This window comes from Nostoc sp. (assembly GCF_036917435.1).
Lineage (GTDB): Bacteria > Cyanobacteriota > Cyanobacteriia > Cyanobacteriales > Nostocaceae > Nostoc.
Genome location: NZ_JBALDM010000001.1, coordinates 77,299 through 101,570, shown reverse-complemented (window position 1 = coordinate 101,570; position 24,272 = coordinate 77,299). Strand labels below are relative to the sequence as shown.

Below are 24,272 nucleotides of genomic sequence, written 5' to 3'. Positions count from 1 at the left end.
ACTGGCTCTTTACTCAGCACTCAGCACTCACTACTCAGCACTATTTTTTAAGGTAACGCCTAGTGAGTCTAGAAATGCGCTATGCAAGGTCTTTTTTGCTAGACCTAAAAAATTTAGAACCCGCCGCCTACGAGCGGGTGTATGATTTTGTTTTTATTGAGTTAGCCCAAAAGTGGCAACTGACTGATTTAAAAGAACTACGACAGCTTGACAATGAAGGCATTTTTCACCGTTTCACCCTCGATAATTACCTGATTGGTATAGAAATTAGGGGTGAAATTGTGAAATTTCTGCGTGTCATCCCTATGCCAGATGTTTAAGGAGAAGAGTTAAGGGAACACTGAAAACTGTAAACTGTATAAGGCTAGGCAGGGATCGCTATAACCTTACATTAAACTGGTTTTGAAAAACACTTTATTTGAGATTTCCCTATGGATGCTAGGGCACTTTGGCAACGATACCAAAACTGGTTGTATTTCCACGAGGGATTGGGACTGTATTTAGACGTGAGTCGCATACGGTTCGATGATGCCTTTGTGGAATCGTTGCAGCCGAAGTTTGACAAGGCGTTTGCGGATATGGCTCAACTGGAGAAGGGTGCGATCGCAAATCCTGACGAGAACCGGATGGTTGGACACTACTGGCTGCGAAATCCTGATTTAGCGCCAACTCCAGAACTTACACAAGAAATAGTCCAAACCCTAGAACAAATCGAAGCTTTTGCGGAAAAAGTCCAAACAGGTGCTATTCATCCTCCCAGGGCAAGCCGCTTCACGGATATTATCTCCATTGGCATTGGTGGTTCCGCCCTCGGCCCCCAATTCGTCGCTGAAGCCCTTGCTCCTGATTTCCCACCCCTGAAAATTCATTTTATCGATAACAACGATCCAGCAGGTATCGATCGCGTCATCAATCATCTACGAAATAGCCTCGCCAGCACTTTGGTATTGGTGATTTCCAAATCTGGAGGAACGCCGGAACCCCGTAACGGCATGATTGAAGTTAAAAAAGCTTACGCCGGACACAATTTAGAATTTGCTCAATATGCGGTAGCAATTACCAGCGTTGACAGCAACCTAGATAAACTAGCCAAAGATGAAGGTTGGCTAGCCAGATTTCCCATGTATGACTGGGTAGGAGGACGCACTTCAGAAATGTCTGCTGTGGGGCTAGTACCCGCCGCATTACAAGGGATTGATGTTCGCGCCATCCTAGATGGTGCAAAAGAGATGGATGACGCTACCCGCGTCCCAGATGTGAAAAATAACCCAGCCGCCTTACTTGCCTTATCTTGGTACTTTGCAGGTAACGGAAAGGGCGAAAAAGATATGGTTGTCCTACCTTACAAGGACAGCTTATTTTTATTCAGTCGCTATTTGCAACAGCTGGTAATGGAATCCTTGGGCAAGGAAAAAGACTTAGACGGTAAGGTTGTCCATCAAGGCATCGCCGTTTATGGCAACAAAGGCTCAACAGATCAACATGCTTACGTTCAGCAGTTGCGTGAGGGTGTAGCAAATTTCTTTGCTACCTTCGTCGAAGTGTTGGAAGATCGTCAGGGGCCATCTACTGAAATAGATCCGGGAGTTACATCAGGCGATTATCTTTCCGGTTTTCTCCAAGGAACCCGACAAGCGCTTTATGAAAATCACCGCGATTCCATTACAGTCACTATTCCCCAAGTTAACCCCCGAACTGTAGGGGCATTAATTGCTTTGTATGAACGCGCTGTTGGTTTATACGCAAGCTTAGTTAATGTCAACGCCTACCATCAGCCAGGGGTAGAAGCTGGCAAAAAAGCTGCCGCCTCCATTCTCGATTTGCAAACACGAGTGGTAGCAGTTCTACAAAAAGAAAAAGCTCCCATTTCTATTGATGAACTCGCCGAGAAAGCAGGCGCATCAGAGCAAGTTGAGGCAATTTACAAGATTTTGCGTCATATCCATGCCAATCAGCGAGGCGTGGTTTTGCAAGGCGATCTTCAGAAACCCGGCAATTTAACCGTTTCTGCTAGCTGATAACTCTAGTGTGATTATCACATTTTGTCCCTAATTGTTGTATCAGCAACAATTTTTTATTGTGAAGCATCCTAGATAGAAGCTTTGTCTTCCGTCTAGGATGCTTCACTGTATAATTTGTAGTTCGTAATTCGCAAGTTTTTATTATATCGAGAGGCTGAGATCCCCGACTTCTTCAAGAAGTCGGGGATCTTTTTATTCGTAACTCCTGGATGAATTGCTATATACATCATTACGAATTACGAATTACTACTTACCAAGAGGCGTTGATTAAAATAGCTCTTGGGTAGGAAACAGCGATCGAGTAAAAAAGGATTGCTGGTATCTCCACATACTAGATTACTGGGCTTCTCTCGATGACAGAATGGTGGCACAATTCCCCAATCTTCTGCTAGCCAAATCCAGTATCCTATATCAATTCTGCCGTAACTTGATGCTGTGAGAATTTCCCCAACACTGTTGTTGATAGATACTATTTCTGGCAATGATTTAATTTCAATTAATAGCCAAGCTAACTCTTCTACAGAGAAGGAATAGCCGTTATCCGCAGCTATATTGACGAACTGCTGCGGATCTTTAGCAATGAGTAATTCTTCTTTGAGAGATGGCGTTTTTTGTGCAAAATCAAAAAGATCCCAGATCTGCCTTCTGGTAACTAGAAACCATGCAAGTTCTTCTGCTGTCAAATTGTAACCATTTTCTGTCGCTAACTTGAGAAATGGCTCAAGACTATCGGTTTCTGCTAGTTGACTTTTTAATTGGAAAGTTTGCTCTACTAGTAATAAAAAATCAATAATCTTTTGCCATGTAACTTTATCAAATTTTTTGTTAACTTTTATTTGTTCTTTCCAATAAATATATTTATCTTCTTTAAGAAAAAAATTCCAAATTTGATAATACATGGGTCATCTCACCTAAGTTTTAAACTTGGTACATATTGGGGATCAATAAACACCAGTGTAGTAAGTATAATGTGTTTCTTCGACAGTACTAAATCTCTTATCTCATGTAAATGAAGCTACACAGTGGCTAAGTATGAAAATTCTGTAAAGTTTATCACTATAAATAAAATATACTGAGAAAAAGATGAAGATGGCGATCGCTGGAGTGGGCTGCACCTAAGTTTGTTATTGCTTCTCATAAAATAAAATTAAGTCAATAGATAGCATTAATTATTCATGAATGAATTAACTGTAAAACAATCTGTACTTCAGTTATTTTCAAAATGGCTGCGTATTACTACGGATAGATAAACTACATATAGAATGCAGAGGGAGAAAAGAGATATATTGTACAAGCTTTAGTTTATAGGTAAATCGCGGAGAAAGTAAAAGCGATCGCCTTTATATTTCTGTAAAATAAAGTTAAGACGGCATTAATAAATAGGGCTAATTACTATGACTGAATCAACTGCAAAACAACCTGCACGTCGAGGCAGAATCTTTCCAAAACGTGCTTTACCACCAGAAGAACTTGCTAGACGTAAAGCTGAAGATGAGGCATTTTATCATCGCTGTCGGGAAATTTTTGAGCGTGTACGTCCCGATTTGATTCAGGAACACTACGGCTGGTATATTGCAGTAGAGCCAAATAGTGGTGATTACTTAATTGATGTGGATAGAATGCAAGCTCATAAAAAAGCGCTTGAAAAATACCCAAATACTGACCACTGTGTTTTTTGTTTTAATGAAACAGGAACCACTGGCACAATATGATTCAGGGTAAATTTGGGGAAAAGGGTCAGCTATTTTTTGAAATTGATTTAATAACTAATGATGGATTAAATTTGCCTGTGGATGCCATGTTAGATACTGGTTTCACAGGTTTTCTAGCTATTAACAAACAAGATTTAGATAGTCTAGGCTGGTTTTATATTGGTAAGGAAACTTTGCGAACTGCACAGGGTGAAACCTTGTTTAAAATATATTTAGGCAAGTTGATATTAAACGAACAAGAGTATGAAATCCCTGTTTATGCAGGGGATGAAATTACAGAATTTTTGTTAGGTTTAGAGTGGCTAAAAATTCTGCCGTTAGTGGTAAATTATCAGGTTGATATATTGACTTTGGGATAACTGCGATATCTACGGCTAGCTACGCTTACGCAAGAACCTTTATTTTGAAACGAACCGCCAAGGCGCGGAGAACGCAGAGGTAAGAAAAGAGATATATTGTACTATTATTATTTAATAGATAAATCGCGGAGAAAGTAAAAGCGATCGCTATTCCAATCAGTGCCTTTTTTTCGTCCTAAATAGCCTGTTAAGGGTGACGAAAGTTCAATCAGAATTTCGTGCATTTCTGCTGTTTTTAGTGGCTGTGGTGGATGTGAGCCGAAATAAGCACCATGTAGAGCATCAACACCAGCAGATTCTGCACCTGAGTTTTGTAGATAATTTTTGACAAGCTGGATAATGTGCGATCGCAACTTTATAGACTGTTCAATTTTATCAATATAAGTATTAATTTTATCTTCAGCTAAACCAAAAGGAGCTTGTTGCAAACACTCTTTTAGTTCTAACAAGTTGATAGAATTTTTGTAGTGTGCTTGCAGTTCAACTAGTTTTTGTAAGGTTTCCGGGCTAATAACATTCATTTGATTTTCGGTTGCTGTTCTCAGGGCGTAAAAATTTAGTTCTCCGGCGGCTACAATTAATTTAATAGAATTGTCATATTGAAATTTACCAAGATGGTTCATACCTATTTTTAGTAGCTGTGCTGGCGTACCATCAGTAACTTTTTCAGTTTTAGTGGCCTTGCACTCTCCTACTATTGGATAAGGTTGTTCAGCGTAAAAATCCATACCTCCTGCGCCACCTGTTGCATCTGGATTCAGACTTGAACCTGTAAAGCCTAATTTTAGTAATCCTCTACGAACTAATCTTTCAAATGTATGTCCATCGCTAGAGTTTCCAATTTCAGAAATTTTCTGAATCCAAGTTAAGTCTAAATCTAATAGATTGGTTGGTTTATCACTACTCCAACCCAGAAATATTTTGATATCGTCGTCTAATTTTTTAGCTGCTGGTTGGCTAATGGTTAGGGATGCGATCGCACTCTGCAATTCTTCCAATTCAGGATGCAGCGCAGGTTCTAGCTTTTCTAATTGGTGTTTGCGTTGGGCGAAGGTGCGATCGTTTAATACTGGGTTGGCTTCATAAATAATTGAAGGCTCCTTTAAGTAAATAAACTGGCTATTTGGCTTGATAGAAAGTGCAATTAGTTTGGGCAACTGATAAACGCGCAAGTATAACAAAAAAATATTATGTCGTTGCTTTAGCTTTTCTTCTAACGCTTCTGTAGTCCAAATTGTTAGGGGTGATAAAGCAGACAATAATTCGGTATTATGAAGAAGTTCACACTTTTCACACCTTACCCAGGCTTTGAGTGATATAGTTTCAGCACTTACTTGTGCAAGAGCAATTTTGGCGGTAGCCAAAAAATTTGAGTGATAGTATTGCTTAACTGGTAGCACATTAATTGAAGCATCCGTTGGACAAAGGACAAATTGACGTTCTGGAACGATATAATTTTTGGACATCGCCACAATTGATCGTCCTTGAATTAATGCCTCAATATCTGGTGCAGGCAAGCAAATAGCAGTATTGATTACAACGGAATTATTCATTATTGCTGAAAAATCTAAACATTGTGGCTAAACAAACTAATTCAACCTGCGCGGGCTTCATTTGTTTAGCCCGAAGCTTCTAGCTTGATGAAAATTTAATCCAACAATATATATACACCCGTTTCAATTATCTTCATCAATAGCATCTTTAGGAATTTCTCCAGATGGATCACTAAGAATTTCATGTATGAGATTATTGTCAAGTATTATCCGATTTTGCAGTACAAAATTAATGATTTCTGCTTCAGTCAATTCATAATCATTTCGGGCTTTTATAACAGAACTAATTGCTAAAAGTGGCTTAATCTCTTCATCTTTTAATAATACCCATTCGCCACCTAAACGACGTGACAGAAGTATATCTAAATACTGTTTTGCTTTAGTACCACTACTAATCTTTTTAGAACGAATTAAACAGCCACGAGTCAAATCAAACTCTTTGTATTCGATTAAGCGTTTCAATCCAGCCTGTAGGAACCTACCACTAACTCCTTGAAGAATAGCTACTCCAATTTTTACAACATTGCCGTTTTCTTGACCAACAATTTTAAAATTTATATATCCTTGGTCTACACTACGAGCTTTAATATCTGCAATTTCTGTAATTTGGACTTTTTCTAAAATTTGTCCAACTAAGGTGGAAAAGCTGAATCGCAGAGCATTAGCGAGTTTGGTTTTATCTTCAATATCATCTTGTATCTTACTTTCGACGGCTGCCAGTTCTTTCTTGTAAGCAGATTCTACTGGGTGCTTTAACTGTGGTAGCGGTGTTATTTCAGTAGGAATCATCCAGTTTTCTGCACACCATTGTAAAACCTTTCTAACCATTGGTTTTTCCTTTCCCAGTTCCCTCAGTTTCCCTTCATCAAAAGGATAAACTGAATGAGGTGGTGTTACTCCTTGTTGGTAATAAAAGTCTTTCAACCACTGAGAAACTAAAGCAATAACATCATCAGATTTGAGATAAGTTAACTCAATATTCTTTTGAGCAATCCTATCTGTGATTGATTCTGCCTCATTTAAGGCTCTTATTTGATGAGTCCAAGTCTGAGGAAACATAGCCGTTATAAAAACACCCCGTTTAATCTTGTCGTATAAGTCTTTGGCTAAAATAGCAGTAACTTGTGATGCCGTGAATCCTGCTTCATTACACATTAGAATACTTTCTAATTCGTCAAAACAAATGACTATTGGTTTGTAATCACTAATTAAGTCCAGAATTTGACGAACTGTGCTGAAGGCTTGGGCTTCTCTATCCTGGGCGCTGGTGTTTGCTAGACCTAGTGCATCAGCTCTTGACTGTGGTAATTCTTGACCAGCAAGCCAGTTTATAGCGTAACGCTCCTCAGATGGATTAGAGGAGAGTGTCCATAAAATTGCAGCGATAATGTCAGGGTTTTCAATATCATGCTTAATTCCCAGGACTCTATCCGTCCAATGCTCAACTACCTTAGAATTTACTTTTAAGACTTCGGAAAAATGACGAACCATATCATCAGGTGTAAAGGCTTTATTGTAAGCTTCATTGAAAATAGCAGTTGCTAATTCCCTCCACTGACTCATCCCTTGGCTACCGATATGTTTGAGGCTATTTGCTAAATTTCGTAAAAATTCAGCTTTAATTCGATTTAAATCGTTAATCTCACTTGTATAGACAAATAAAGCACTACCATCAGTCTGAAGTCGGCTGCGAATTCGACTGATAAGATGGCTTTTACCTAGTCCTCTTTCAGCCTTAATGGTAATGCCTATGACTGATTGTTGTTTGGTGCGAACTCTCTCAATGGCATCAAAAACAGCATCTGAGGCATGAGCATTTAAGGAGGGAACATCAGGAAAACCTGTTACCCAAATATCTTGACTTCTAACTACTAAAGGTCTGTCGAATGGGTTGTGACTTTTGATGGCATTAATTAGGTCGTTGTCGTTAGACATGGATCTAGGGTGAGGTTAATTTTGGATGGTAGATTTTGGATTGCTCAGTATTTTTAGCTGCACGACATCTAATTGCTGTTTAACTATGTACAAGGAGCAACCTAAGAATAGGTTTATGAGTTTAAACGCTTGGCATAGCAGCGTAACCCACTTACAGGGGTCGTTATGGAGTCTTCCAATTTGTCTGGATCGCTGTCTGACAAGCTACCACCTTGGAGTTGCAAAATGTCTTTCTCTTGCATTTCCAGTAGCCACTCGTTGAAATCTTCACGACTAACCCGATCGCCTATTTCTCTCCTGATACGATAAATTGGCACAAGATCATCTAGGTTGTAATTTTGGTTCAGCTTGTCGTAGACTTCCAGCGCCACTAATTTAAAATCGTCATAAGAAGCGATTCCTTCGGAAAGCTTCGCTAACGCACCCTTCCCATTAACTAGTACATCTGCACTGACTACCGCAACATCAATCTGACTAATCCACCTCACCAGTGCATTCGCCGCCCAAGTTCCGACAATCGTCCCTTCAAACTGAAAATCGCCACTTCTCAAACCCTCACCCAGTACCTCTAAACCCTTGGGAGATGTCAGAGAATATCCCTTTTTAGAGATTGCGATCGCACCCTGATTCTGTAATTCCTCGAATATGCCCTGATAATCTGCTACCTTCTGGCTTTTGGATACAATTCGCTTAGTGAGTTGACCCTTCTTAACTTCCTGCTGCGTTCCTCCTAAATCCCACAAAGCCAAAAGGAGACGAGTGCTAATTTGGAGCGTATTTTTTGATGTCATATTTAGTGTATTTTTTGACAATATCTATTGTAGTGGCTGTATCTTTCTAAGTAATTTAGCACAAAATAATAACCGAGAAATTGCTGAATATTGCGGCGTTTCAGCTAAATAGATTGATAAAAAATCAACAATGTATTTCCTTGGGATGAATACAGTTTCTCTCAAAGGCAGGATGGAAGACTTGAGAAAATGGACGATCATGACAGTTAAACGCTGTAGCTAGTGCAGTTAAAAATTAAGTGGAATATGTTTTTTCAATCCCAGGTGAAATAACAGGAATTCCAACTTAGTTTTTGCAACAGCAAGGCTTTTAGCAAATACAGGTGATGAAGAAATCCGATGATCACAATATATAAAGAACGTAAAATAGTTTCCCGTCTATTTGCAGTGCTGCTTTCGGCATTGCTAATGGTACCCTTGCTGAGTAGCTGCGGAGGCGGTTCCCAAAAGGCTAATGTTCCACCACCAGTTGATGATAGTGTTGGTAGAACAGTGAGCGATCGCACCACAAAGCAACCCGAAGCCAAGAAGGGATTGGGTACAGGGCAAAAAGTGGCGCTTTTGGCAGGTGCTGCGGGACTTTATTACCTCTACAATCAGCATAAAAATGCTTCCCAAGAAGGAGCGCAAGGTAAGTACTATCTTTCCAAGAACGGGCGTGTATACTACCGTGATGCTGAAAAACGTGCTCACTGGGTAACGCCACCAGCAGAAGGAATTCGAGTCCCCGAATCTGAAGCACAAAAATATCGGGAATTCCAAGGCTATAACAGGAGTACTACAGGTCGCGATCTCACTGGTATAACTTCATCCGCAGCACCGGCACTCTAGATTAGCCAAGCGTGTGTAAATCTAAAGCGGGTTTCCTGGAGGATAACGCCATCGCGCACGTCGGAAACACGAACTTAAATCAGGAGACAGATTATGGTAGATGAATTTTTCCGAAAGGCGAAGGACTTACTTTTGGGAGAGAACAGCGATCAAGCTGAACAAGATCCCAAATTAGGCGATGGGCTACGCCCCGCCGGAGGCGATCGCAATGTTCGTCCAGCCAGCGAAGATCCTTACGGCGACCCCGCAGATCCGGCATCTTATGGCGATGTTCGTCCAGCCAGCGAAGACCCTTATGGCGACCCCGCAGATATCGCATCTTACGGCAACGTTCGCCCAGCAAGTGAAGACCCTTACGGCGATCCCGCAGACACAGGGGAGTTTGGTGATGTGCGTCCAGCCAGCGAAGACCCCTACGGCGACCCCGCAGATCAGGATTCCCGCCGTTAAAGCGAACAGCACAAAGATTCTGGTGAGTTACACAAACCTCTCCCTACCTTGAACTAAAGTTCAAGTCTGTCCCTCTCACCCATCGCAGAGGGACGTTTTATGTAATAAAACTAGGGAGAGGTTTCTTTATTAGGTTCATTGTTCCGACACTATATAGCGGTTCTCGATTAAGTAGGTACTGAACCCCACCCCCAACCCCCTCCCCGCAAGCGATGAGGGGGCTATGATGTACTTCATGTTATTAGGAAACGCTATATTAACCGTCGAATTCATGTTGCATTACAAATTATTTTTTACCCAAAATTTGCTGCGATCGCTCAATATAGAGGTTCTCGGCTGAGTGAAATGCACCCGTAGGGGCACGGCACTGGCCATCGGTGTCAACTTAAGCTCAAAGCTTTGTCCCACAGCCGTTTTACCCCCCTTAATCCCCCCGATGTATTGGGGGGAAACAGGAAATCCGGTTCCCTCCCCTTTATAAGGGGAGGGTTAGGGTGGGGTAACGCGGATCGTAATGATTGGTGAGTTCCAGTTTTTACAAGGGTTTCACGTTAAGTTGACACCAATGGGCACTGCCGTGCCCTTACACTTCGTGATTAATCTTGTACTGCATCTGAATGGGAACCGCTATATTTTGACCTTTTTTTAATTAAAAATTGAGAAGCAATTTTATCAACAAGAATCCAGGAGTCAGAATTAAATGCTGACTCTTAGATTAGACCTCTCACACAAGATCCCTAAACCCCTCCTCGCTTGCGGGGAGGGGAGACAAAGCATAGCTTTGGCGGGGTGGGGTTCTTATTTCTGATTTATATTAAGAGGTCTATTCTGACTCCTGAATTCTCTTTTATTATTTAAACTCTTCAAGTTGATCTACACGTAACCAAACGTTTGGTGTCGGCACTTTCCCAAACTTAATCAGGGCATAATCACCTTTGACATCGAGAATTTCGCCTTTGGTTTCAAACAAATAAGAAGGAAAGCGAGGATCGCTGGCTTTTGCTTCCAGGCTGTTTTCCAGTTTCTCGCGGATAGCGCGAACCATATCTCCCTTTTTAACTGCCATAAATCCCCTCTCAAATTTCTAGATTGTTTTATCTGCATTTTAGCCCGCCTCCGGCTTCCCTCTCCTTATTAAGGAGAGGGATTGAGGGTGAGGTTTGATCTTATATTTAATTACGCCTACCTACTTAATCGCGTCTCCTAACTCCCCCTAGCGTTTGACACTGTAAGCAAAAATGACTAGATCGCCCAGCTAGCCTAATCCGTTGAATTGGCATACCACAAACTCGACAGGGTTCTCCAGCGCGATTATAAACCCACGCAACACCACCATAATTGCCGTTGACACCCTGAACACTTAAAAAATTACTAAAAGTTGTACCGCCAGCCTCAATGCTGGTTTCTAAAACTTGAATTATCGCTGTTCGCAAAAGCTCAATTTGCTTTAGCTGTAAATCTATACACAAAGTTTCAGGTAAAATTCCACTCTTAAACAAGGCTTCATCGGCATAAATATTCCCTAATCCCGCCACCACCGACTGATCCAGTAGCGCAGTCTTAATCGGACGACGGCGATTTTTGAGTTTGCTTGCTAGATATTCAACAGTGAATTCCGGCGAAAATGGATCTGCTGCCAGTTTTGCCAAACCAGTCATAATACTTTCTACAGCAACACCAGGCGGAACCCACCAAATTTTACCGAAGGTACGTTGATCGACAAAACGTAATTCCTGGTGTTCCCCAAAGAATAATCTAACCCGTGTGTGCTTATGTAATGGTTCATCTCGATGCACCCATAATAATTGACCGGTCATTCGCAGATGAACCCCTAGCCAACTAGTTGAGGAAGGGGAAGAGAGTTCGGCGAGGAGATATTTACCGCGACGATGCCAAGTAGCGATCGCACTCTTTTCAATTCGATCAACAAACTCATCAACAGAAAACGGGTAGGCGATGGTGCGATTGAGCAACACATCTCCACCCGTAATTGCTTGGTTAAGGGTCAATTGATTTAGACCCTTTCGGACTGTTTCAACTTCAGGCAGTTCAGGCATTCAAGCTGATTAAGCAGACAATTTTGATGTACTTGGGGGTTCAATAAAGAAGAGATGGGGTAGAAACTTACACATCCGTAGATAGCTCGTATTATTACCCAAGAGAAACCGTAAATACCCGCAGGGCGGCTCTCATAGATTAGGGTAGGCTAGGGTGAAGAATGAATGAACTGAAATTTTCAGACTTCATACTTCAGACTTAAGACTACCCTTCATCATCGCATCAAACAACCCACTTGTAGCTTTGCTGCTATTTTTTAGCTGCTTTAGCCTTTGGTGCTTCAACCTCGACTAATTCATCCTGGGCAAAGTTGTTGGTATTGATACCAGAGTAATTGACCTTTTCAAAACGGACAATTACAGGGTATTTGATGCCGCTTTGGTCAATGGAAGCCACAGTTCCTAAATCCTGAAACCAGTAGGATTCAGGGCGGAGAATACGTACTTTAGAACCACGTTGAACCATGATTATTTTCCCTTTTAGTTATCAATCGCCAATCTAGAGGGCTAATTGATTTCACTCTACAGCCTGAAGGTCGCCGCAAGAGTCTTTGTTAAGTTATTTGTCTGAATTTGATATTGGGGATTGGGGATTGGGGATTGGGAATTGGGCATTGGGAATTGGGGATTGGGCATTGGGAATTGGGAATTGGGAATTGAATATTAGTTATTCTTTCTCCCCCTGCTCCCTCATCTCCCTCATCCCCCTCATCCAAATATCTAAAAAAGTATCAGACCCTACTTGACAAGGTACACGTTATAGCTTACCTTCATTCGCAAATAGTATTTTTGTACAAACTTTATGTTTTACTCAATATGAACACACTCCCCTCGTTACCTCTGCCGATTCGCAGATCGTTATCTATATAGGTGATATCTAACCAACCTTCCTGTTTATCGCTCTTGATTGGAAAATCAATCGCCGGAAATTTTCTACCTTCTTCAATTTGTTGGATAAAAGTTACCGGAGAATTGTATTCTATTAAACGTTGTAAGCCGATAATAGACCGCTCAAATTTTACTTGGACACGCCGACCTGAAACTGGCTCAAATTTAGCAGCAACGCTGACTAATCCTTCCAAATAAGGTAGGCCATATATCTCAGCTATGTTGTAAACGCTGGTAGTCTCTACCCGGATACACTGATAAATTTGACCCAATTTGCAAAAAGGTAGACGATCTAAATTTAAAAGAGCCTTGCTAGTGGTGTATAGTAATCGCCAATTGCCATCTAGCAAATTACCAGCTTCTACCGGACGGGGTGTAGGATTAAAGTCTTCTAAATTGGCGATCGCAGCTAAGATAGCCTGTTTCTGGGCTTCAGTCGCCAGTAGACCGCGATTTGTACCAGCGATCGCATCCATGAGAGCCGCTTTTCCCATCATCGCCTGTCACCTCTAAAATCAGTCACTTTCCATCAGCATAAACAAGATATTCATAACCTATGTGTACAGCCATAAAAATTACTAAGAATCACTGGACTTAAGCCTTATGCCTATTAAATAAAAAATTTCTGTCTGAATGCGGATTTATTCACCAAAGGGTTGAAAAGATAACTAAATAAATCCGTGTCAAGTGATAGACTCTAAATGTCAACTTACGTAAACCTTTTCTTGTCTTCTTTGATATGTTGAACTCTCCATTACGTGAAGAACCCCGTAACCAACGAGCCCATGTCATCCCCCTCAAGCCAGAGTCTTCTTTATTAGATTGGTTGGAAAATAAGGATCGGATTATAACGCGCGACGTTCACGAACCGGATTTTCAAGATGGCGAAGAAGAAATAAACTCCCTAATGGGTGTAGAAGATGGAATTGGCTACGACTTTGATGATGATGACGATATAGGAATCGCCGAGGATTAGCCTTTTCAGGCTAGGGACTTGGTTGTATCCCTAGCTACTGATATTCAATTTTAATAAGTGTGGAGTGAAGGGAAACTTCTGTGGACGCTAAATTATCTCCTGAGCAAGGACTAAACATTTCTGGAATCGCGCTAGCCTCTTTATTAGCCGTTGGGTTAGGTACAACAGCATTTTTCTTAGATTCGATGGCCAACAGGCTCCCCTGGCAAAGTACGTCCTTAACCCTGCCACTTCTCTTGTGTGCTATGGGTTCAGGTGTAGTTGGCTTTTGGGTAATACCTTTACTTCAACAACTAAAAACTGGACAAATAATCCGCGAAGATGGGCCCCAAGCTCATCTAAAAAAGGCAGGTACTCCCACAATGGGCGGTATATTTTTTATCCCTGTCGGTGTGATTATTGCTTGCATCTTGTCTAACTTTGCTACAGATGTCCTTGCAGTTTCGGCTTTGACACTCAGCTACGGATTGATTGGCTGGCTTGACGATTGGCAAATTCTGCGCCGGAAATCAAATAAAGGTATATCTCCCCGAACAAAACTTGCTTTGCAAATGGGTTTTGCGGCAGTATTTTGTCTCTGGCTGATGTTTAATCAACCTTCTAATATTACAAATATTGCTTTACCTTGGGTCAGCTTCACACTACCATTAGGATTTCTATTTTGGCCTCTGGCTGGTTTTGTACTAGTTGCAGAAAGTAATGCGACTAATTTAACAGATGGTATTGATGGCTTGGCAGCAGGAACAGTAGCAATCGCACTTTTGGCATTAGGAGCCTTAATCGCACCCACAGCACCAGGATTGATGGTTTTCTGTGCGGCTTTAAGTGGTGGGTGTTTAGGTTTCTTAGCCCATAACCGTAACCCAGCCCGCGTTTTCATGGGAGATACCGGTTCCCTGGCACTGGGAGGAGCATTAGCTGCTGTAGCGCTATTGACAAACACCTTAGTAGCACTGTTCATTCTCAGTGGTATATTCTTCGTAGAAACTCTTTCGGTGATGGCACAAGTAAGTTATTACAAAGCCACAAAGGGCCCCGATGGCAAAGGCAAACGTCTCTTCAAAATGGCCCCCTTACACCATCATTTAGAACTCACTGGCTGGTCAGAATTGCAAGTGGTTGGAGTATTTTATGTCATCGCGGCTATTTTGGCTGCCATCTGCTTGGCGTAAGCGCAGCCCCCCACAGGCATCGCTCCCTTCTGAATCATCTTATAAAAAACAACTCCCACATCTTCAGGGAGTTGTTTTTTTTATACAAGCAAGCATAATGCGTTAGGGACTGACAAGAAATAAATTATTGAATCTTGTGGGGTGGGCAAGATGCCATTGGTGTAAACTTAAGCTCAAACGCTTATCCCACATACCTTTTACTCCACCCTAAGCCTCCCCTTATAAAGGGGAGGGAACCGGATTTCCTGTTTCCACATCGCTTGTAAGCTGTCGTGCATTTTATTTGCACATCTAGGGCGGGCAAGATGCCCACCCCACAAGAGATTTATTTTTTTGAGGATGCAAATTAAAGTATTTTCAGCTTAGTGTTGTGAATTATGAATCAATCGTACCTATTTACATACTCCATAACCCGATTTTTCCCTGTTCGCTTTGCCTCAAGCATCGCTTGATTTGCCCGATTTAGAAAATCCTTGACTGTAATCCCTGATTCTGATACAGCTATTCCAAAAGAAGCGGTGATGCCTTCGAGGATTTGATCGCCGTCCCTCAATTGCATTTGTTCAACATCTAACCTGAGTTGTTCTACTCGCTTTCTGAGAGTTTCTAGTGTCATATTGGGCATAACAATTACAAATTCTTCACCACCCCATCTGCAAGGAATATCAAAAGAGCGAATAGATTTTAACAGCAGTTTTGCTAATCCCCGAATAACAATGTTGGCAGTCAAATGCCCATAACGTGAGTTGTAAGATTTGAAGTTATCAATATCCAGAAAAATAACACTAAGCGGTTGTCCCGATCGTTCAGCCTCCGCTAGCCTTTGTTCTAGTATAGTTTCCATATAGCTTTGATTAAATAGTTGGGTCATCCCATCCCGCAAATTATCATGGGTAAGACGTTGTTTTATCGAAAGATTATTTAGTGCAAAGCCTAAAGTTCTAGCAATAATCTCAGTAATTTGTTGATCTTCTGTACTGATTTCTTCAAGGGCATGAATGTGTAAAATCCCAACTACTTCCCCTTGTCCAAACAATGGAAAACACAAATGTGCGCCGCTAACAGGCTGGATTAAATGGCTGCACATTAGTCCTGAGTTACCAGAAGATAAAAGGTTGAATTTACCTCTTCGCAATGCCCAACATTCAGATTGTGAAAATATTTCTTTACTGGTTCTGATTTTTTCACCTCCCCAAATACTATTCATCTGAACATAATTCTTAGAATTAGCAATTATACAGATACAACCACTCATATTAGGAAACAGCTTGGAACAGGTTAAAGCGACTGCTTGATAAACCTCATCTTTAGACTCGCAGCAATAAAGTATATCTGCCATATCTGAGAGATATATGAGTTCTCGTTTTTTTGCTTCTAATTTCAGTGTTTTTTCTTCCAGTTGCCGATTTAGCTCAGTGAGCGATCGCTGTGCTTCTATAGATTCTGTAATATCGATACTGATCCCACCGATGCGGCGATCGCCCGTAGCGCCATCGCTAAATGGAAACTTAAATGATAGCCAGTAGCACGGCTGATTATTACCAGGTACTTTTATCTCTTCAATCAGCTTCAATGCTTGTAGAGTCTTCAAAACGACTCGATCGTTTTCCATTACCCGCCGCCCTTCTTCTGGATCTGGCAAGAATTCACTATCCGTTTTCCCTAACCATTCTTGTGAATCTACCGAAAATCTAGACTGTATTTCCTGGTTGTAGTAAAGCACTCTAGATTGCTCATCTTTGATATAGGCCCCAAAGGGGCCCTGATCTAAAAATAGCCGTTGCATCTGCTGACTGCGTTGAAGTTCGCGGGTATCTTCTTGAGATTTAGCGATCGCCTCTACAATTTGATAAGCGGTTGGCATGAGGCAGAGTAAGGCAGATATTGAAACAAACGCCATTACATCAAGTACGCCTAAGTGCAGCAGCGACACTACCGAATATGGCTCAAAGATCGCTAAAAGATGATGAAATCCGCAAAATAATACGAATCCACCTGATAACAAAAAGGCTAGCCAAAACTTAGAAGGGATAGTTGCCTGAGTTTTAGCAAAGAAAACCCCTATTAATACGGGGATGCCGAAGTATGAAAATGCAATGATGCTGTGAGCAATTATGCAATTCCAGTAAATAGGCTCCATTGCTGACCTGATATGAATATTTAACCCGTTTAACTATAATTCTGGGTAATCTTAACATGTAAGTACACAAAGGATGATTTCAGTGCCTTATACCTTAATTTTATGGTAGCCCCCTAAAAGGCTGCTCATTTCAACCCCTTACAAAGCTGACTTACCAAGTGAGTAAGTTCAGGCACAATCAGTTTTTCCATCGCTAGCCGCACAGCATTACTAGAACCAGGAAGCGAGAAAATTAATTTATTTTGATACACACCAGCAACAGCACGAGAAGCGATCGCCCGCGAACCAATTTCTTGATAACTTAAAAAACGAAATAACTCACCAAATCCCGGTAAGGTTTTCTCCAGTAACTTCTCAATAGCATCATAAGTGGTATCTCTTGGTGCAATACCTGTGCCACCATTAAAAATTACAGCATCCAAATTTGAGCTTTTACCCAGATGTTCTATCTGCTCTTGAATCTGTGTTGGTTCATCTTTGATAATCGTGTAGGCTCCAACAGCATAGTTAGCACCAAGAAGTAACTGCTGAATTAGCTGGCCACTTTTGTCTGTTTCGGGTGTGCGTGTATCGCTGACAGTAACCACAGCACAAGTTACCGTAATCCCAAGCGAATCTGGATGTGGTTGTTGTGTCATGGGTTAAGCTTGTAACTTTTTATAATGGGCAATTGGGCACAAAGAATGCCTCATTGGACATGAAAAAATTACCTATGCCCTATGCCCTATGCCCTATGCCCTATTTTCCAGCCTTGCTGAGTCCAAGATCGTTTTCTTCAGCATACCGTTCCATAAAGCGCATAAAGCGCTCCCATTCTTGGGCAGACTTCATTACATAAAGTGCTTCTAATGCTTCCGGTTTGCCGTTGATAAATTTCGCCTTCACTTCACGGGTAATGATTTCGCCTTCTTCATCATTCAAGTACATTCCGGTAATATCTTCGGTGCTACCTTGATCTAAAATTTTCGGATTCGTAAAAATAAATGTGGCTGTACCACTGTCACCAGTACGCGATCGCGTCAAACGCACCTCTGGAATTACCTCTTCGTCAAGACCTCTAGAAAACTGGATTTTCGCCATGATGAATGAATTTAAACTTTTGTGATGGTTAATTTAATATTCTCTCATCAATTAGAACACCACGATCTAGAGGCTACTGTTATTCATTTTTTAGTATATATACTTAAACTGCTTGTTTTTACAGTAACAAACTTTATTTTTTTAGTCTAACTAATGTTATGTTCCATCAAGTGGCAATACGGTTCGGTTAAGGTTTTTTGATGTAAATTCTAGAGCGTAAAGATGCGAGGAATCATCACAAAGACGCGATAAATCGCCGTCTCTACGAAAAAATAATTATTGTAGAGACGGCGATTCATCGCGTCTCTTGCCTTAACCGAACAGTATTGCATCAAGTGGTGATGACAAGATAGCAGGCAAAACTGGTACATAGTGACAATGAACTAAATAAAATTGAGTTTGTATTGCAATCATGAAACTTATGTAAATATACAGTTATTTGCCATATCAAAAGGAGAATTTTTTAACTCAGAAAGGAAGGAAAATATAGATATCCAGTTAATTGGTGTTGATTTATACTATTTCAAATTTTTGTAGTCGTTATACTCATAGCTTAGGTTCTACCTGGGAATTAGGAAGTGGCTTTGCCACTTCTTTTTATTTATCTATAGCAATCCTAAATCATTCGTGAACAATGAGATCCCCGACTTCTCTAAGAAGTCGGGGATCTGAGTATCGTAGGGGCAATTCATGAATTGCCCCTACGACGGATCTGTTTTTCAAATCATATATACTTGGTCTTTCCTGTCAATGCATAAGTCCCAGAACTTTTAACTTTTATTAGTTTTTATATCATGTCTCTTTAACGCTCTTTTATTACTTTGAAAAAATAAAATATTTGTAGGTTGGGTTGAATAACGTGAAACCCAACAAAAGCAGGGATTATTGGCGTTGGGTTTCGTTCCTCAACCCAACCTACTCATAGATTTATAGAAACTAGTGACAACAAAGGTTTGTGATTTTTATCTCGTGAGAGTCATAGAAGAGCGTTAATTGACCATAAAATAATTAGCCTGTTAAGTTATGGCTTGATAACTCCAGGCAATCCCACAGAATTCTGGTCATATAGACATGATATTAGTCATTACTCATTGTATCTTGCCATCTCTCGCGCTTGGGCTTGCTCTCCACATCGCGCGATCGCCCTTCTTGCCAAGTCCCCCACATTAAAGATTGCTGTTTTTCAAGATGGTTAATAAAGTGCATGATTGGCTGATCCGCTTTGATTGGGGTTTTCAAATCAAACTTAATTGTTTGGACAAGCTTAATGTCACCCATGAGAAAAAACTTTCCAGCAATCTTAGTTAGCCACAAAACAACTCGATTGTATAACCAACCAAAAAATCCTTTACGTTTCTTAGTCATCAACAGGATTTGACCTTCAGCTTTTCCGCCTTCGTGGAGGCGAACTGCATACATGGCATAGACATGGAAGAAATCATGGCCAAATGTCGAAATGTTAATGCTGCCGTACCAATAGCAAATACTATAACTTATGGCATTTTTGTAAAAAGGACGAATGAACTTAATAAAAGATGAATTATCTTTGACGGGTGTAATATTACTGAAGATAATTGCATTCTCATTCAGTTCCTGTCTTTCAAAAATAAGTTCTATTGGCAGTTGATGAACTGTATTGAAGTGTTGAGCATCGATGGCGTTAATCATCACCACATTGGGGTGACAGTTCACCACAAAATGAGAATGGATGGTGACATCACACTCTCTTTCTTCTAACTCTGGAACAAAAGGTAAGGGTTGTTGTGGTATTTCTCCAGTCCAAACCCAAATCATGCCGTACTTCTCAGCAGTAGGCCAAGTTTGTAACTTTAGAGAAGGCAGTGTATCTAAACATGGAATATCAATACACATTCCCTCAGCATCAAACTTCCAGTGGTGGAAAAAACAACGGAGTGCATTACCTTCAACTTTGCCTTCAGCAAGGTGAGCGCCCATGTGGGGACAGTAGGCATCAAAGATGGCGACTCTTTTATCTTTACCACGGTAAATTACTAGTTCTCTGCCCAAAATCTTGACAGGTTTTACTTCACCCACCCGCAGATTTTGAGAGGGTATTACCCAATACCATCCTTCAACAAAACGCTCTGGATTATTAAAAATTTTAGGTTTACGGATTGAGCCAGAAGTTTGCGAGTTGAAATTCATTTTTATAGTTTCACTTGAGGTGAAGCAGTTAATCTAGAAGTAACATGAAAAATTTTAAAAAACAGTTACTTTCAGTACTATGACCAACAGCTACCGAATAAATAGATAAAAATCAATAGGTATAAATTTAATTTTATTAAAAATATTAAAAATATCCGAACTAAATATAGGAATAGTATTTTGTTTTTGAAGGAAATTAGGTATTGTAGAGGAGCCAGTGCGTTGCGGAGGTTCCCTCCGTTGTAGCAACTGGCGTTGTGTTAGAACGTAGTTCGTAACGCACTATTATCGAGGGTTTGATGCGTTACGCTGTCGCTAACACATCCTACGGATATTTTCTCTAAATCAAACCGGATTCGTATATTAATATTTTGCCAAACTCTCAAACAGCTTAATAGCCACTAAAACATGTGATAATGATTACAAGAGTTAGGGAAATCTGCCGTGTTAACTCAAGATGAAAAACTGCTTTTAATTGGTCAGGTAACAGATATAAGCGGAATCCCCATTAGGACAATTCGCTATTATGAGAGTTTAGGTTTACTCAAGTCTTCAAGACGAACAGAGGGAGGCTTCCGCCAATTTTCATTGGATGTACTGACTCGTCTAGCGTTCATTAAAAGGGCGCAAAATCTTGGTCTTAGCTTAGAAGAGATTGGAAATATTCTTCAGGTTTACGATCGCGGACAAACTCCCTGTGGTGAAATTAAAGAAAAGCTTGAAGATAAGCTATTGCAAATCGATCGCCAAATCGAGCAGTTGTTAACTTTACGCTCTGAAATCAACGGATTAGTTTCAGGCTGGAAGAACATCAACAACCACCATGAAGATACAATTTGTCCCATTATTCAAAATACCTCTAAGTGCTGAGTGTTAAAAAGTAAAAAGAGAATGGCATCAGGACTCAGGACTTTTATAGATGAGAAACCACCATAACTCTAGTCCAATCAAGGCTAAACCAGCGATCGCAACACCAACTTTCAAACCCAAAGGTTGCTCTATGTGGTTAAACTGGCTGTTTTGCTCTGACGAGTGGGCTGACATTTCTGCTAGTGTTACACCTGATGTTGCAATGAGAAGCACTAAAGCTGTAAGGCTTCCCCAAAGCATTTTTTTACTGAGCATACAGTTATAAGATAGTTTTTGGTTGAAAATTACGCAATCTGAGAGCGTTGCTAACAACAGATAGCGAAGAAAGAGCCATCGCACCCCCGGCGATAATTGGATTGAGTAACCAGCCAAAAATTGGGAACAAAATTCCAGCCGCAATGGGAATACCAATGACGTTGTAAATAAAGGCAAAGAAGAGATTTTGCCTGATATTGTTGATGGTGGCACGGCTGAGTTGAATAGCTGTGACAATCCCTTGCAAATCTCCAGAAATCAGGGTGATATCACTAGCTGCGATCGCAACATCTGTTCCTGTGCCAATAGCAATTCCCACATCAGCCTGTGCTAAGGCTGGGGCATCATTTATACCATCGCCAACCATTGCGACAATTTTGGATTGGGAATTGGGAATTGGGAATTGGGAATTGGGAAAATTCTTCCCCAGCCCCCCTTTCTGAAGAAATTGGATAATCGCCGCCTTTTGATCTGGACGCACTTCGGCAAATACTCGCTGGATGCCAACTTGCTTTGCGATCGCATCAGCCGTTTTCCGATTATCTCCCGTAAGCATTACTATTTCTAAACCTAGCTTCTGTAGGGCTTTTACCACTGCTGCTGATGAAGGTTTGAGAGCATCGGCAATACCCATTATTCCTTGTAGTTGGCCATCTACAGCAATAAAAATAACTGTTTTACCAGCAGTTTCCCAGGTATCTTTATACTGCTGGAGAGCAATAATGTTAATTCCCAGTTCTGTTAACCAGCGTTGTGTCCCAATTTGCACAAGCTGATTTAAAACAACTGCTTGCACACCACTACCTACATTAGCTATAAAATTTTGTGCATCTATTAAACTCACCTGTTGAGACTGAGCATATTTCACCACTGCTTCAGCTAAAGGATGCTCAGAATTCCGTTCTACCGTTGCTGCTAACTGTAAAAGCTTGATTTCATTACCATTAGCTGTACCGTGGAGAGTCACGAAGTCTGTAACTGTAGGTTTACCTTGAGTCAAAGTGCCGGTTTTATCTAGAACGATGGTTTGAATTTTGTGTGCTAATTCTAAGCTGTCAGCACCTTTAATTAAGATGCCATTTTCTGCACCTTTGCCCGTCCCTACCATTACAGATGTGGGGGTAGCTAAACCCAAAGCACAAGGACAAGCGATAATTAGTACACCCACCGTTGTCATTGTTGCTAGGGTGATATTGCCAGTAAAGTTAAACCAAATGATAAAAGTGGCGATCGCAACTGCAATCACAGCTGGTACAAACCATCCTGTCACTTGATCTGCCAAGCGCTGAATTGGTGCTTTAGAACCTTGTGCTTGTTGCACTAACTTAACGATTTGAGCCAAAAACGTATCATTTCCGACTCGTGTCACCCGAAACTGAAATGCACCAGCACCATTAATTGTTGCCCCAATTACCTCATCTCCTGGCTGCTTTTTGACTGGCAAACTTTCACCCGTCACCATCGCTTCATCTACCGTCGAAGCGCCTGTAATTACCTCGCCATCTACCGGAATTTTCTCACCAGGACGTACTAAAATCACATCATTGATTCTGACTTGGGCGATGGGAACATCAATTTCCACACCATCACGGATAACTCTGGCATCTCTAGCTTGCAATCCGATCAGTTTGCGGATGGCTTCAGAAGTTTCTCCTCTAGCGCGATTTTCTAACAACCGCCCCAACAAAATTAAGGTAATGACGATCGCGGCGACTTCATAATAAACATGAGGTATCAAACCCTGAGCAATAAAAAATTTCGGGAAAACAGTAACAAACAAAGAACATAGATATGCTGCACTTGTACCCAAAGCAATTAGCGTGTCCATCGTCGCCGTATGCCGCTTGAGGGATTTCCAGCCATTGCGGTAAAAAGATCCACCACACCAAAATATGACGGGTGTTGTCAGCACTAACTGTAGCCAAGGATTTTGCAAGAAGCTGGGAATTAAGGGCAAGTTCAGCCCAGTCATCATCGGCAACGATCCCAAAAAGAGGAAAATGCTGATTACACCTCCGACAATTACCTTGAGGAAAAGTTGGCGTTGTAATGCTTGCCTACTCGCAATCTCCGCATCATCTTCTTCAGAAAGCAATTCTGACTGGAGTGGAGAGGAAGAGTATCCCGCAGATGCGATCGCAGTTTGGATTTGCTCTAAACTGGCTAAAGAGCGATCGTACCTAATAGCGGCTTGTTCTGCTCCAAAGTTAACGTTGCAGTCAATCACCCCAGAAACAGAGCGAATTGCCTTTTCGATGTTGTTAGCGCAACCAGCGCAACTCATGCCTCGAAGTTTGAGTGTGAGAGTATCCATATATATTGGGGATTGGGCATTGGGAATTGGGCATTGGGAATTGGGAATTGGGAATTGGGCATTGGGCATTGGGCATTGGTTATTCTCTCTCCCTCATCCCCCTATTCCCCACTCCCCACTCCCCACTCCCTACTCCCTTTCTTTACGCAACTGGATAGCCAGCAGCAGCCAACGCTTCCTTAATTACTGTTTCTGATGCTTGAGTTTCTACACTGACAAGCTTGGTTGTAGGATCAGCCTGAACGCTGGCATTGGCATCGACTGCCTGAAGTGCTTTAGTAATGGTGCTGGCACAAACAGAACAAGACATGTTAGGAACTGTGAGTTGGAGAGTCATAGATTTACGGGATAATAATAAACAACCTAGCCAAACCAAGCTGGATGACTGAAGAACAACCATCAACAGTCAGAAATAACTGGAAAGAGAGTCGCCTTGAATTCATACTAGACTCTCTAGCCGGCTGGAGAGTCTAGAGAATTTTAAAAGTTTTTAGCTAAAGTTCAATTTTCTTTACAGATGTAGTATATAAATCGCTAAAAATACGAAATACTACAAGATGCTTGTTTTTCCGATGCGCTGATTTGATAATCGACGAATTTCTGGCAAAGCGCGACTAATTCGTAGAAAATTGGTACGTGAGATGTGACAATGACTGCTGAAGCAATGCGATCGCTATTTCATACTGGTTGGCTGGATGCCAT

The 24,272-nt window shown here is 41.2% G+C and carries 25 protein-coding genes; 9 read left to right on the top strand and 16 right to left on the bottom strand.

From position 1 onward, the window contains the following. Positions 1-62 precede the first annotated feature (62 nt). Complete coding sequence (locus tag V7K98_RS00430; RefSeq protein WP_335018516.1) at positions 63-320, top strand: cytotoxic translational repressor of toxin-antitoxin stability system; 258 nt, start codon at positions 63-65, stop codon at positions 318-320. A 111-nt stretch (positions 321-431) separates the two neighbouring features. After that, positions 432-2,018, top strand: a complete 1,587-nt coding sequence (locus V7K98_RS00425; RefSeq protein WP_335018514.1) for a glucose-6-phosphate isomerase — start codon at positions 432-434, stop codon at positions 2,016-2,018. Between the two features lie 239 nt (positions 2,019-2,257). On the opposite strand, the gene V7K98_RS00420 is transcribed toward V7K98_RS00425, so the two are convergent. Further along, a complete protein-coding gene (locus V7K98_RS00420) occupies positions 2,258-2,920 on the bottom strand; it encodes a Nif11-like leader peptide family natural product precursor (protein ID WP_335018512.1) in 663 nt (220 codons plus the stop codon). Positions 2,921-3,415: 495 nt separating this feature from the next. Between V7K98_RS00420 and V7K98_RS00415 the strand changes: the two genes are divergently transcribed. Together V7K98_RS00415 and V7K98_RS00410 are read left to right on the top strand one after the other, a co-directional pair. Beyond that, positions 3,416-3,733 (top strand): hypothetical protein, encoded by a 318-nt coding sequence (locus tag V7K98_RS00415; RefSeq protein WP_335018509.1) that lies wholly within the window; start codon positions 3,416-3,418, stop codon positions 3,731-3,733. Further along, positions 3,730-4,092, top strand: a complete 363-nt coding sequence (locus V7K98_RS00410) for an aspartyl protease (protein WP_335018507.1) — start codon at positions 3,730-3,732, stop codon at positions 4,090-4,092. The genes V7K98_RS00415 and V7K98_RS00410 overlap by 4 nt, the downstream gene beginning before the upstream one ends. Positions 4,093-4,199: 107 nt before the next feature. On the opposite strand, the gene V7K98_RS00405 is transcribed toward V7K98_RS00410, so the two are convergent. The 3 genes from V7K98_RS00405 to V7K98_RS00395 all read right to left on the bottom strand — a co-directional run bounded on the left by V7K98_RS00405 (position 4,200) and on the right by V7K98_RS00395 (position 8,371). Continuing rightward, on the bottom strand, positions 4,200-5,645 hold the full coding sequence (locus tag V7K98_RS00405) for a DUF1802 family protein (protein WP_335018506.1): 1,446 nt from the start codon (positions 5,643-5,645) through the stop codon (positions 4,200-4,202). 123 nt (positions 5,646-5,768) lie between these two features. After that, positions 5,769-7,580 (bottom strand): P-loop NTPase fold protein, encoded by a 1,812-nt coding sequence (locus tag V7K98_RS00400; RefSeq protein WP_335018504.1) that lies wholly within the window; start codon positions 7,578-7,580, stop codon positions 5,769-5,771. A 113-nt stretch (positions 7,581-7,693) separates the two neighbouring features. After that, on the bottom strand, positions 7,694-8,371 hold the full coding sequence (locus V7K98_RS00395; RefSeq protein ID WP_335018502.1) for a hypothetical protein: 678 nt from the start codon (positions 8,369-8,371) through the stop codon (positions 7,694-7,696). A gap of 339 nt (positions 8,372-8,710) precedes the next feature. On the opposite strand from V7K98_RS00395, the gene V7K98_RS00390 reads away from it, so the two are divergent. Both V7K98_RS00390 and V7K98_RS00385 read left to right on the top strand, forming a co-directional pair. Beyond that, positions 8,711-9,202: a hypothetical protein gene (locus tag V7K98_RS00390; RefSeq protein ID WP_335018500.1), complete on the top strand. Its 492-nt coding sequence runs from the start codon at positions 8,711-8,713 to the stop codon at positions 9,200-9,202. 93 nt (positions 9,203-9,295) lie between these two features. Further along, a complete protein-coding gene (locus tag V7K98_RS00385; protein ID WP_335018498.1) occupies positions 9,296-9,652 on the top strand; it encodes a translation initiation factor in 357 nt (118 codons plus the stop codon). Positions 9,653-10,502: 850 nt separating this feature from the next. Here V7K98_RS00385 and V7K98_RS00380 read toward each other — a convergent pair. The 5 genes from V7K98_RS00380 to V7K98_RS00360 form a co-directional block, all read right to left on the bottom strand. Next, entirely contained in the window at positions 10,503-10,718 is a 216-nt protein-coding gene (locus tag V7K98_RS00380) for an NAD(P)H-quinone oxidoreductase subunit O (protein WP_334836202.1), read from the bottom strand. Between the two features lie 124 nt (positions 10,719-10,842). Beyond that, positions 10,843-11,709, bottom strand: a complete 867-nt coding sequence (locus V7K98_RS00375) for a DNA-formamidopyrimidine glycosylase (RefSeq protein ID WP_335018496.1) — start codon at positions 11,707-11,709, stop codon at positions 10,843-10,845. Between the two features lie 250 nt (positions 11,710-11,959). Continuing rightward, on the bottom strand, positions 11,960-12,175 hold the full coding sequence (locus V7K98_RS00370) for a photosystem I reaction center subunit IV (RefSeq protein ID WP_114082814.1): 216 nt from the start codon (positions 12,173-12,175) through the stop codon (positions 11,960-11,962). 88 nt (positions 12,176-12,263) lie between these two features. Then, positions 12,264-12,425, bottom strand: a complete 162-nt coding sequence (locus tag V7K98_RS00365; protein ID WP_335018492.1) for a histidine kinase — start codon at positions 12,423-12,425, stop codon at positions 12,264-12,266. Positions 12,426-12,509: 84 nt separating this feature from the next. After that, on the bottom strand, positions 12,510-13,094 hold the full coding sequence (locus tag V7K98_RS00360) for a PAP/fibrillin family protein (protein ID WP_335018490.1): 585 nt from the start codon (positions 13,092-13,094) through the stop codon (positions 12,510-12,512). 242 nt (positions 13,095-13,336) lie between these two features. Here V7K98_RS00360 and V7K98_RS00355 point away from each other — a divergent pair, with 242 nt between their 5' ends. Both V7K98_RS00355 and mraY read left to right on the top strand, forming a co-directional pair. Continuing rightward, positions 13,337-13,573 carry a DUF3134 domain-containing protein gene (locus V7K98_RS00355; protein WP_335018488.1) on the top strand — a complete coding sequence of 79 codons (237 nt, stop codon included), beginning with the start codon at positions 13,337-13,339 and terminating at the stop codon, positions 13,571-13,573. 80 nt (positions 13,574-13,653) lie between these two features. Beyond that, positions 13,654-14,745: a phospho-N-acetylmuramoyl-pentapeptide-transferase gene (gene mraY, locus V7K98_RS00350; RefSeq protein WP_335018486.1), complete on the top strand. Its 1,092-nt coding sequence runs from the start codon at positions 13,654-13,656 to the stop codon at positions 14,743-14,745. Positions 14,746-15,127: 382 nt separating this feature from the next. On the opposite strand, the gene V7K98_RS00345 is transcribed toward mraY, so the two are convergent. The 4 genes from V7K98_RS00345 to V7K98_RS00330 all read right to left on the bottom strand — a co-directional run bounded on the left by V7K98_RS00345 (position 15,128) and on the right by V7K98_RS00330 (position 20,131). Next, a complete protein-coding gene (locus tag V7K98_RS00345) occupies positions 15,128-16,885 on the bottom strand; it encodes a diguanylate cyclase (protein WP_335018484.1) in 1,758 nt (585 codons plus the stop codon). Positions 16,886-17,010: 125 nt separating this feature from the next. After that, a complete protein-coding gene (locus tag V7K98_RS00340) occupies positions 17,011-17,523 on the bottom strand; it encodes a MogA/MoaB family molybdenum cofactor biosynthesis protein (protein ID WP_335018482.1) in 513 nt (170 codons plus the stop codon). A 100-nt stretch (positions 17,524-17,623) separates the two neighbouring features. Next, positions 17,624-17,965, bottom strand: coding sequence for a photosystem II reaction center protein Psb28 (gene psb28, locus V7K98_RS00335; RefSeq protein WP_335018480.1), 342 nt, complete (start codon positions 17,963-17,965; stop codon positions 17,624-17,626). Between the two features lie 1,077 nt (positions 17,966-19,042). Further along, entirely contained in the window at positions 19,043-20,131 is a 1,089-nt protein-coding gene (locus V7K98_RS00330; RefSeq protein ID WP_335018478.1) for an aromatic ring-hydroxylating dioxygenase subunit alpha, read from the bottom strand. Positions 20,132-20,575: 444 nt separating this feature from the next. Between V7K98_RS00330 and V7K98_RS00325 the strand changes: the two genes are divergently transcribed. Continuing rightward, a complete protein-coding gene (locus tag V7K98_RS00325; RefSeq protein ID WP_335018476.1) occupies positions 20,576-21,001 on the top strand; it encodes a heavy metal-responsive transcriptional regulator in 426 nt (141 codons plus the stop codon). Positions 21,002-21,028: 27 nt separating this feature from the next. Here the strand turns inward: V7K98_RS00325 and V7K98_RS00320 are convergent, their stop codons facing one another. From V7K98_RS00320 to V7K98_RS00310, 3 genes are all read right to left on the bottom strand, one after another. Then, on the bottom strand, positions 21,029-21,256 hold the full coding sequence (locus V7K98_RS00320) for a hypothetical protein (RefSeq protein WP_335018474.1): 228 nt from the start codon (positions 21,254-21,256) through the stop codon (positions 21,029-21,031). 4 nt (positions 21,257-21,260) lie between these two features. After that, the gene (locus tag V7K98_RS00315) at positions 21,261-23,570 is read right to left on the bottom strand and encodes a heavy metal translocating P-type ATPase (protein WP_335018845.1); all 2,310 of its coding nucleotides are present in this window, start codon (positions 23,568-23,570) and stop codon (positions 21,261-21,263) included. Between the two features lie 142 nt (positions 23,571-23,712). Next, a complete protein-coding gene (locus V7K98_RS00310) occupies positions 23,713-23,907 on the bottom strand; it encodes a heavy-metal-associated domain-containing protein (RefSeq protein WP_322640625.1) in 195 nt (64 codons plus the stop codon). Positions 23,908-24,272 lie beyond the last annotated feature (365 nt).

Coding starts and splice junctions, on each gene's coding strand:
- V7K98_RS00390 (WP_335018500.1), top strand. CDS start 8,711: ATGATCACAATATATAAAGAACGTAAAATAGTTTCCCGTCTATTTGCA.
- V7K98_RS00315 (WP_335018845.1), bottom strand. CDS start 23,570: ATGGATACTCTCACACTCAAACTTCGAGGCATGAGTTGCGCTGGTTGC.
- V7K98_RS00420 (WP_335018512.1), bottom strand. CDS start 2,920: ATGTATTATCAAATTTGGAATTTTTTTCTTAAAGAAGATAAATATATT.
- V7K98_RS00360 (WP_335018490.1), bottom strand. CDS start 13,094: ATGATGGGAAAAGCGGCTCTCATGGATGCGATCGCTGGTACAAATCGC.
- V7K98_RS00345 (WP_335018484.1), bottom strand. CDS start 16,885: ATGGAGCCTATTTACTGGAATTGCATAATTGCTCACAGCATCATTGCA.
- V7K98_RS00340 (WP_335018482.1), bottom strand. CDS start 17,523: ATGACACAACAACCACATCCAGATTCGCTTGGGATTACGGTAACTTGT.
- V7K98_RS00385 (WP_335018498.1), top strand. CDS start 9,296: ATGGTAGATGAATTTTTCCGAAAGGCGAAGGACTTACTTTTGGGAGAG.
- V7K98_RS00330 (WP_335018478.1), bottom strand. CDS start 20,131: ATGAATTTCAACTCGCAAACTTCTGGCTCAATCCGTAAACCTAAAATT.
- V7K98_RS00380 (WP_334836202.1), bottom strand. CDS start 10,718: ATGGCAGTTAAAAAGGGAGATATGGTTCGCGCTATCCGCGAGAAACTG.
- V7K98_RS00425 (WP_335018514.1), top strand. CDS start 432: ATGGATGCTAGGGCACTTTGGCAACGATACCAAAACTGGTTGTATTTC.
- V7K98_RS00370 (WP_114082814.1), bottom strand. CDS start 12,175: ATGGTTCAACGTGGTTCTAAAGTACGTATTCTCCGCCCTGAATCCTAC.
- V7K98_RS00320 (WP_335018474.1), bottom strand. CDS start 21,256: ATGCTCAGTAAAAAAATGCTTTGGGGAAGCCTTACAGCTTTAGTGCTT.
- V7K98_RS00310 (WP_322640625.1), bottom strand. CDS start 23,907: ATGACTCTCCAACTCACAGTTCCTAACATGTCTTGTTCTGTTTGTGCC.
- V7K98_RS00355 (WP_335018488.1), top strand. CDS start 13,337: ATGTTGAACTCTCCATTACGTGAAGAACCCCGTAACCAACGAGCCCAT.
- V7K98_RS00405 (WP_335018506.1), bottom strand. CDS start 5,645: ATGAATAATTCCGTTGTAATCAATACTGCTATTTGCTTGCCTGCACCA.
- V7K98_RS00400 (WP_335018504.1), bottom strand. CDS start 7,580: ATGTCTAACGACAACGACCTAATTAATGCCATCAAAAGTCACAACCCA.
- V7K98_RS00415 (WP_335018509.1), top strand. CDS start 3,416: ATGACTGAATCAACTGCAAAACAACCTGCACGTCGAGGCAGAATCTTT.
- V7K98_RS00375 (WP_335018496.1), bottom strand. CDS start 11,709: ATGCCTGAACTGCCTGAAGTTGAAACAGTCCGAAAGGGTCTAAATCAA.
- V7K98_RS00410 (WP_335018507.1), top strand. CDS start 3,730: ATGATTCAGGGTAAATTTGGGGAAAAGGGTCAGCTATTTTTTGAAATT.
- psb28 (WP_335018480.1), bottom strand. CDS start 17,965: ATGGCGAAAATCCAGTTTTCTAGAGGTCTTGACGAAGAGGTAATTCCA.
- V7K98_RS00395 (WP_335018502.1), bottom strand. CDS start 8,371: ATGACATCAAAAAATACGCTCCAAATTAGCACTCGTCTCCTTTTGGCT.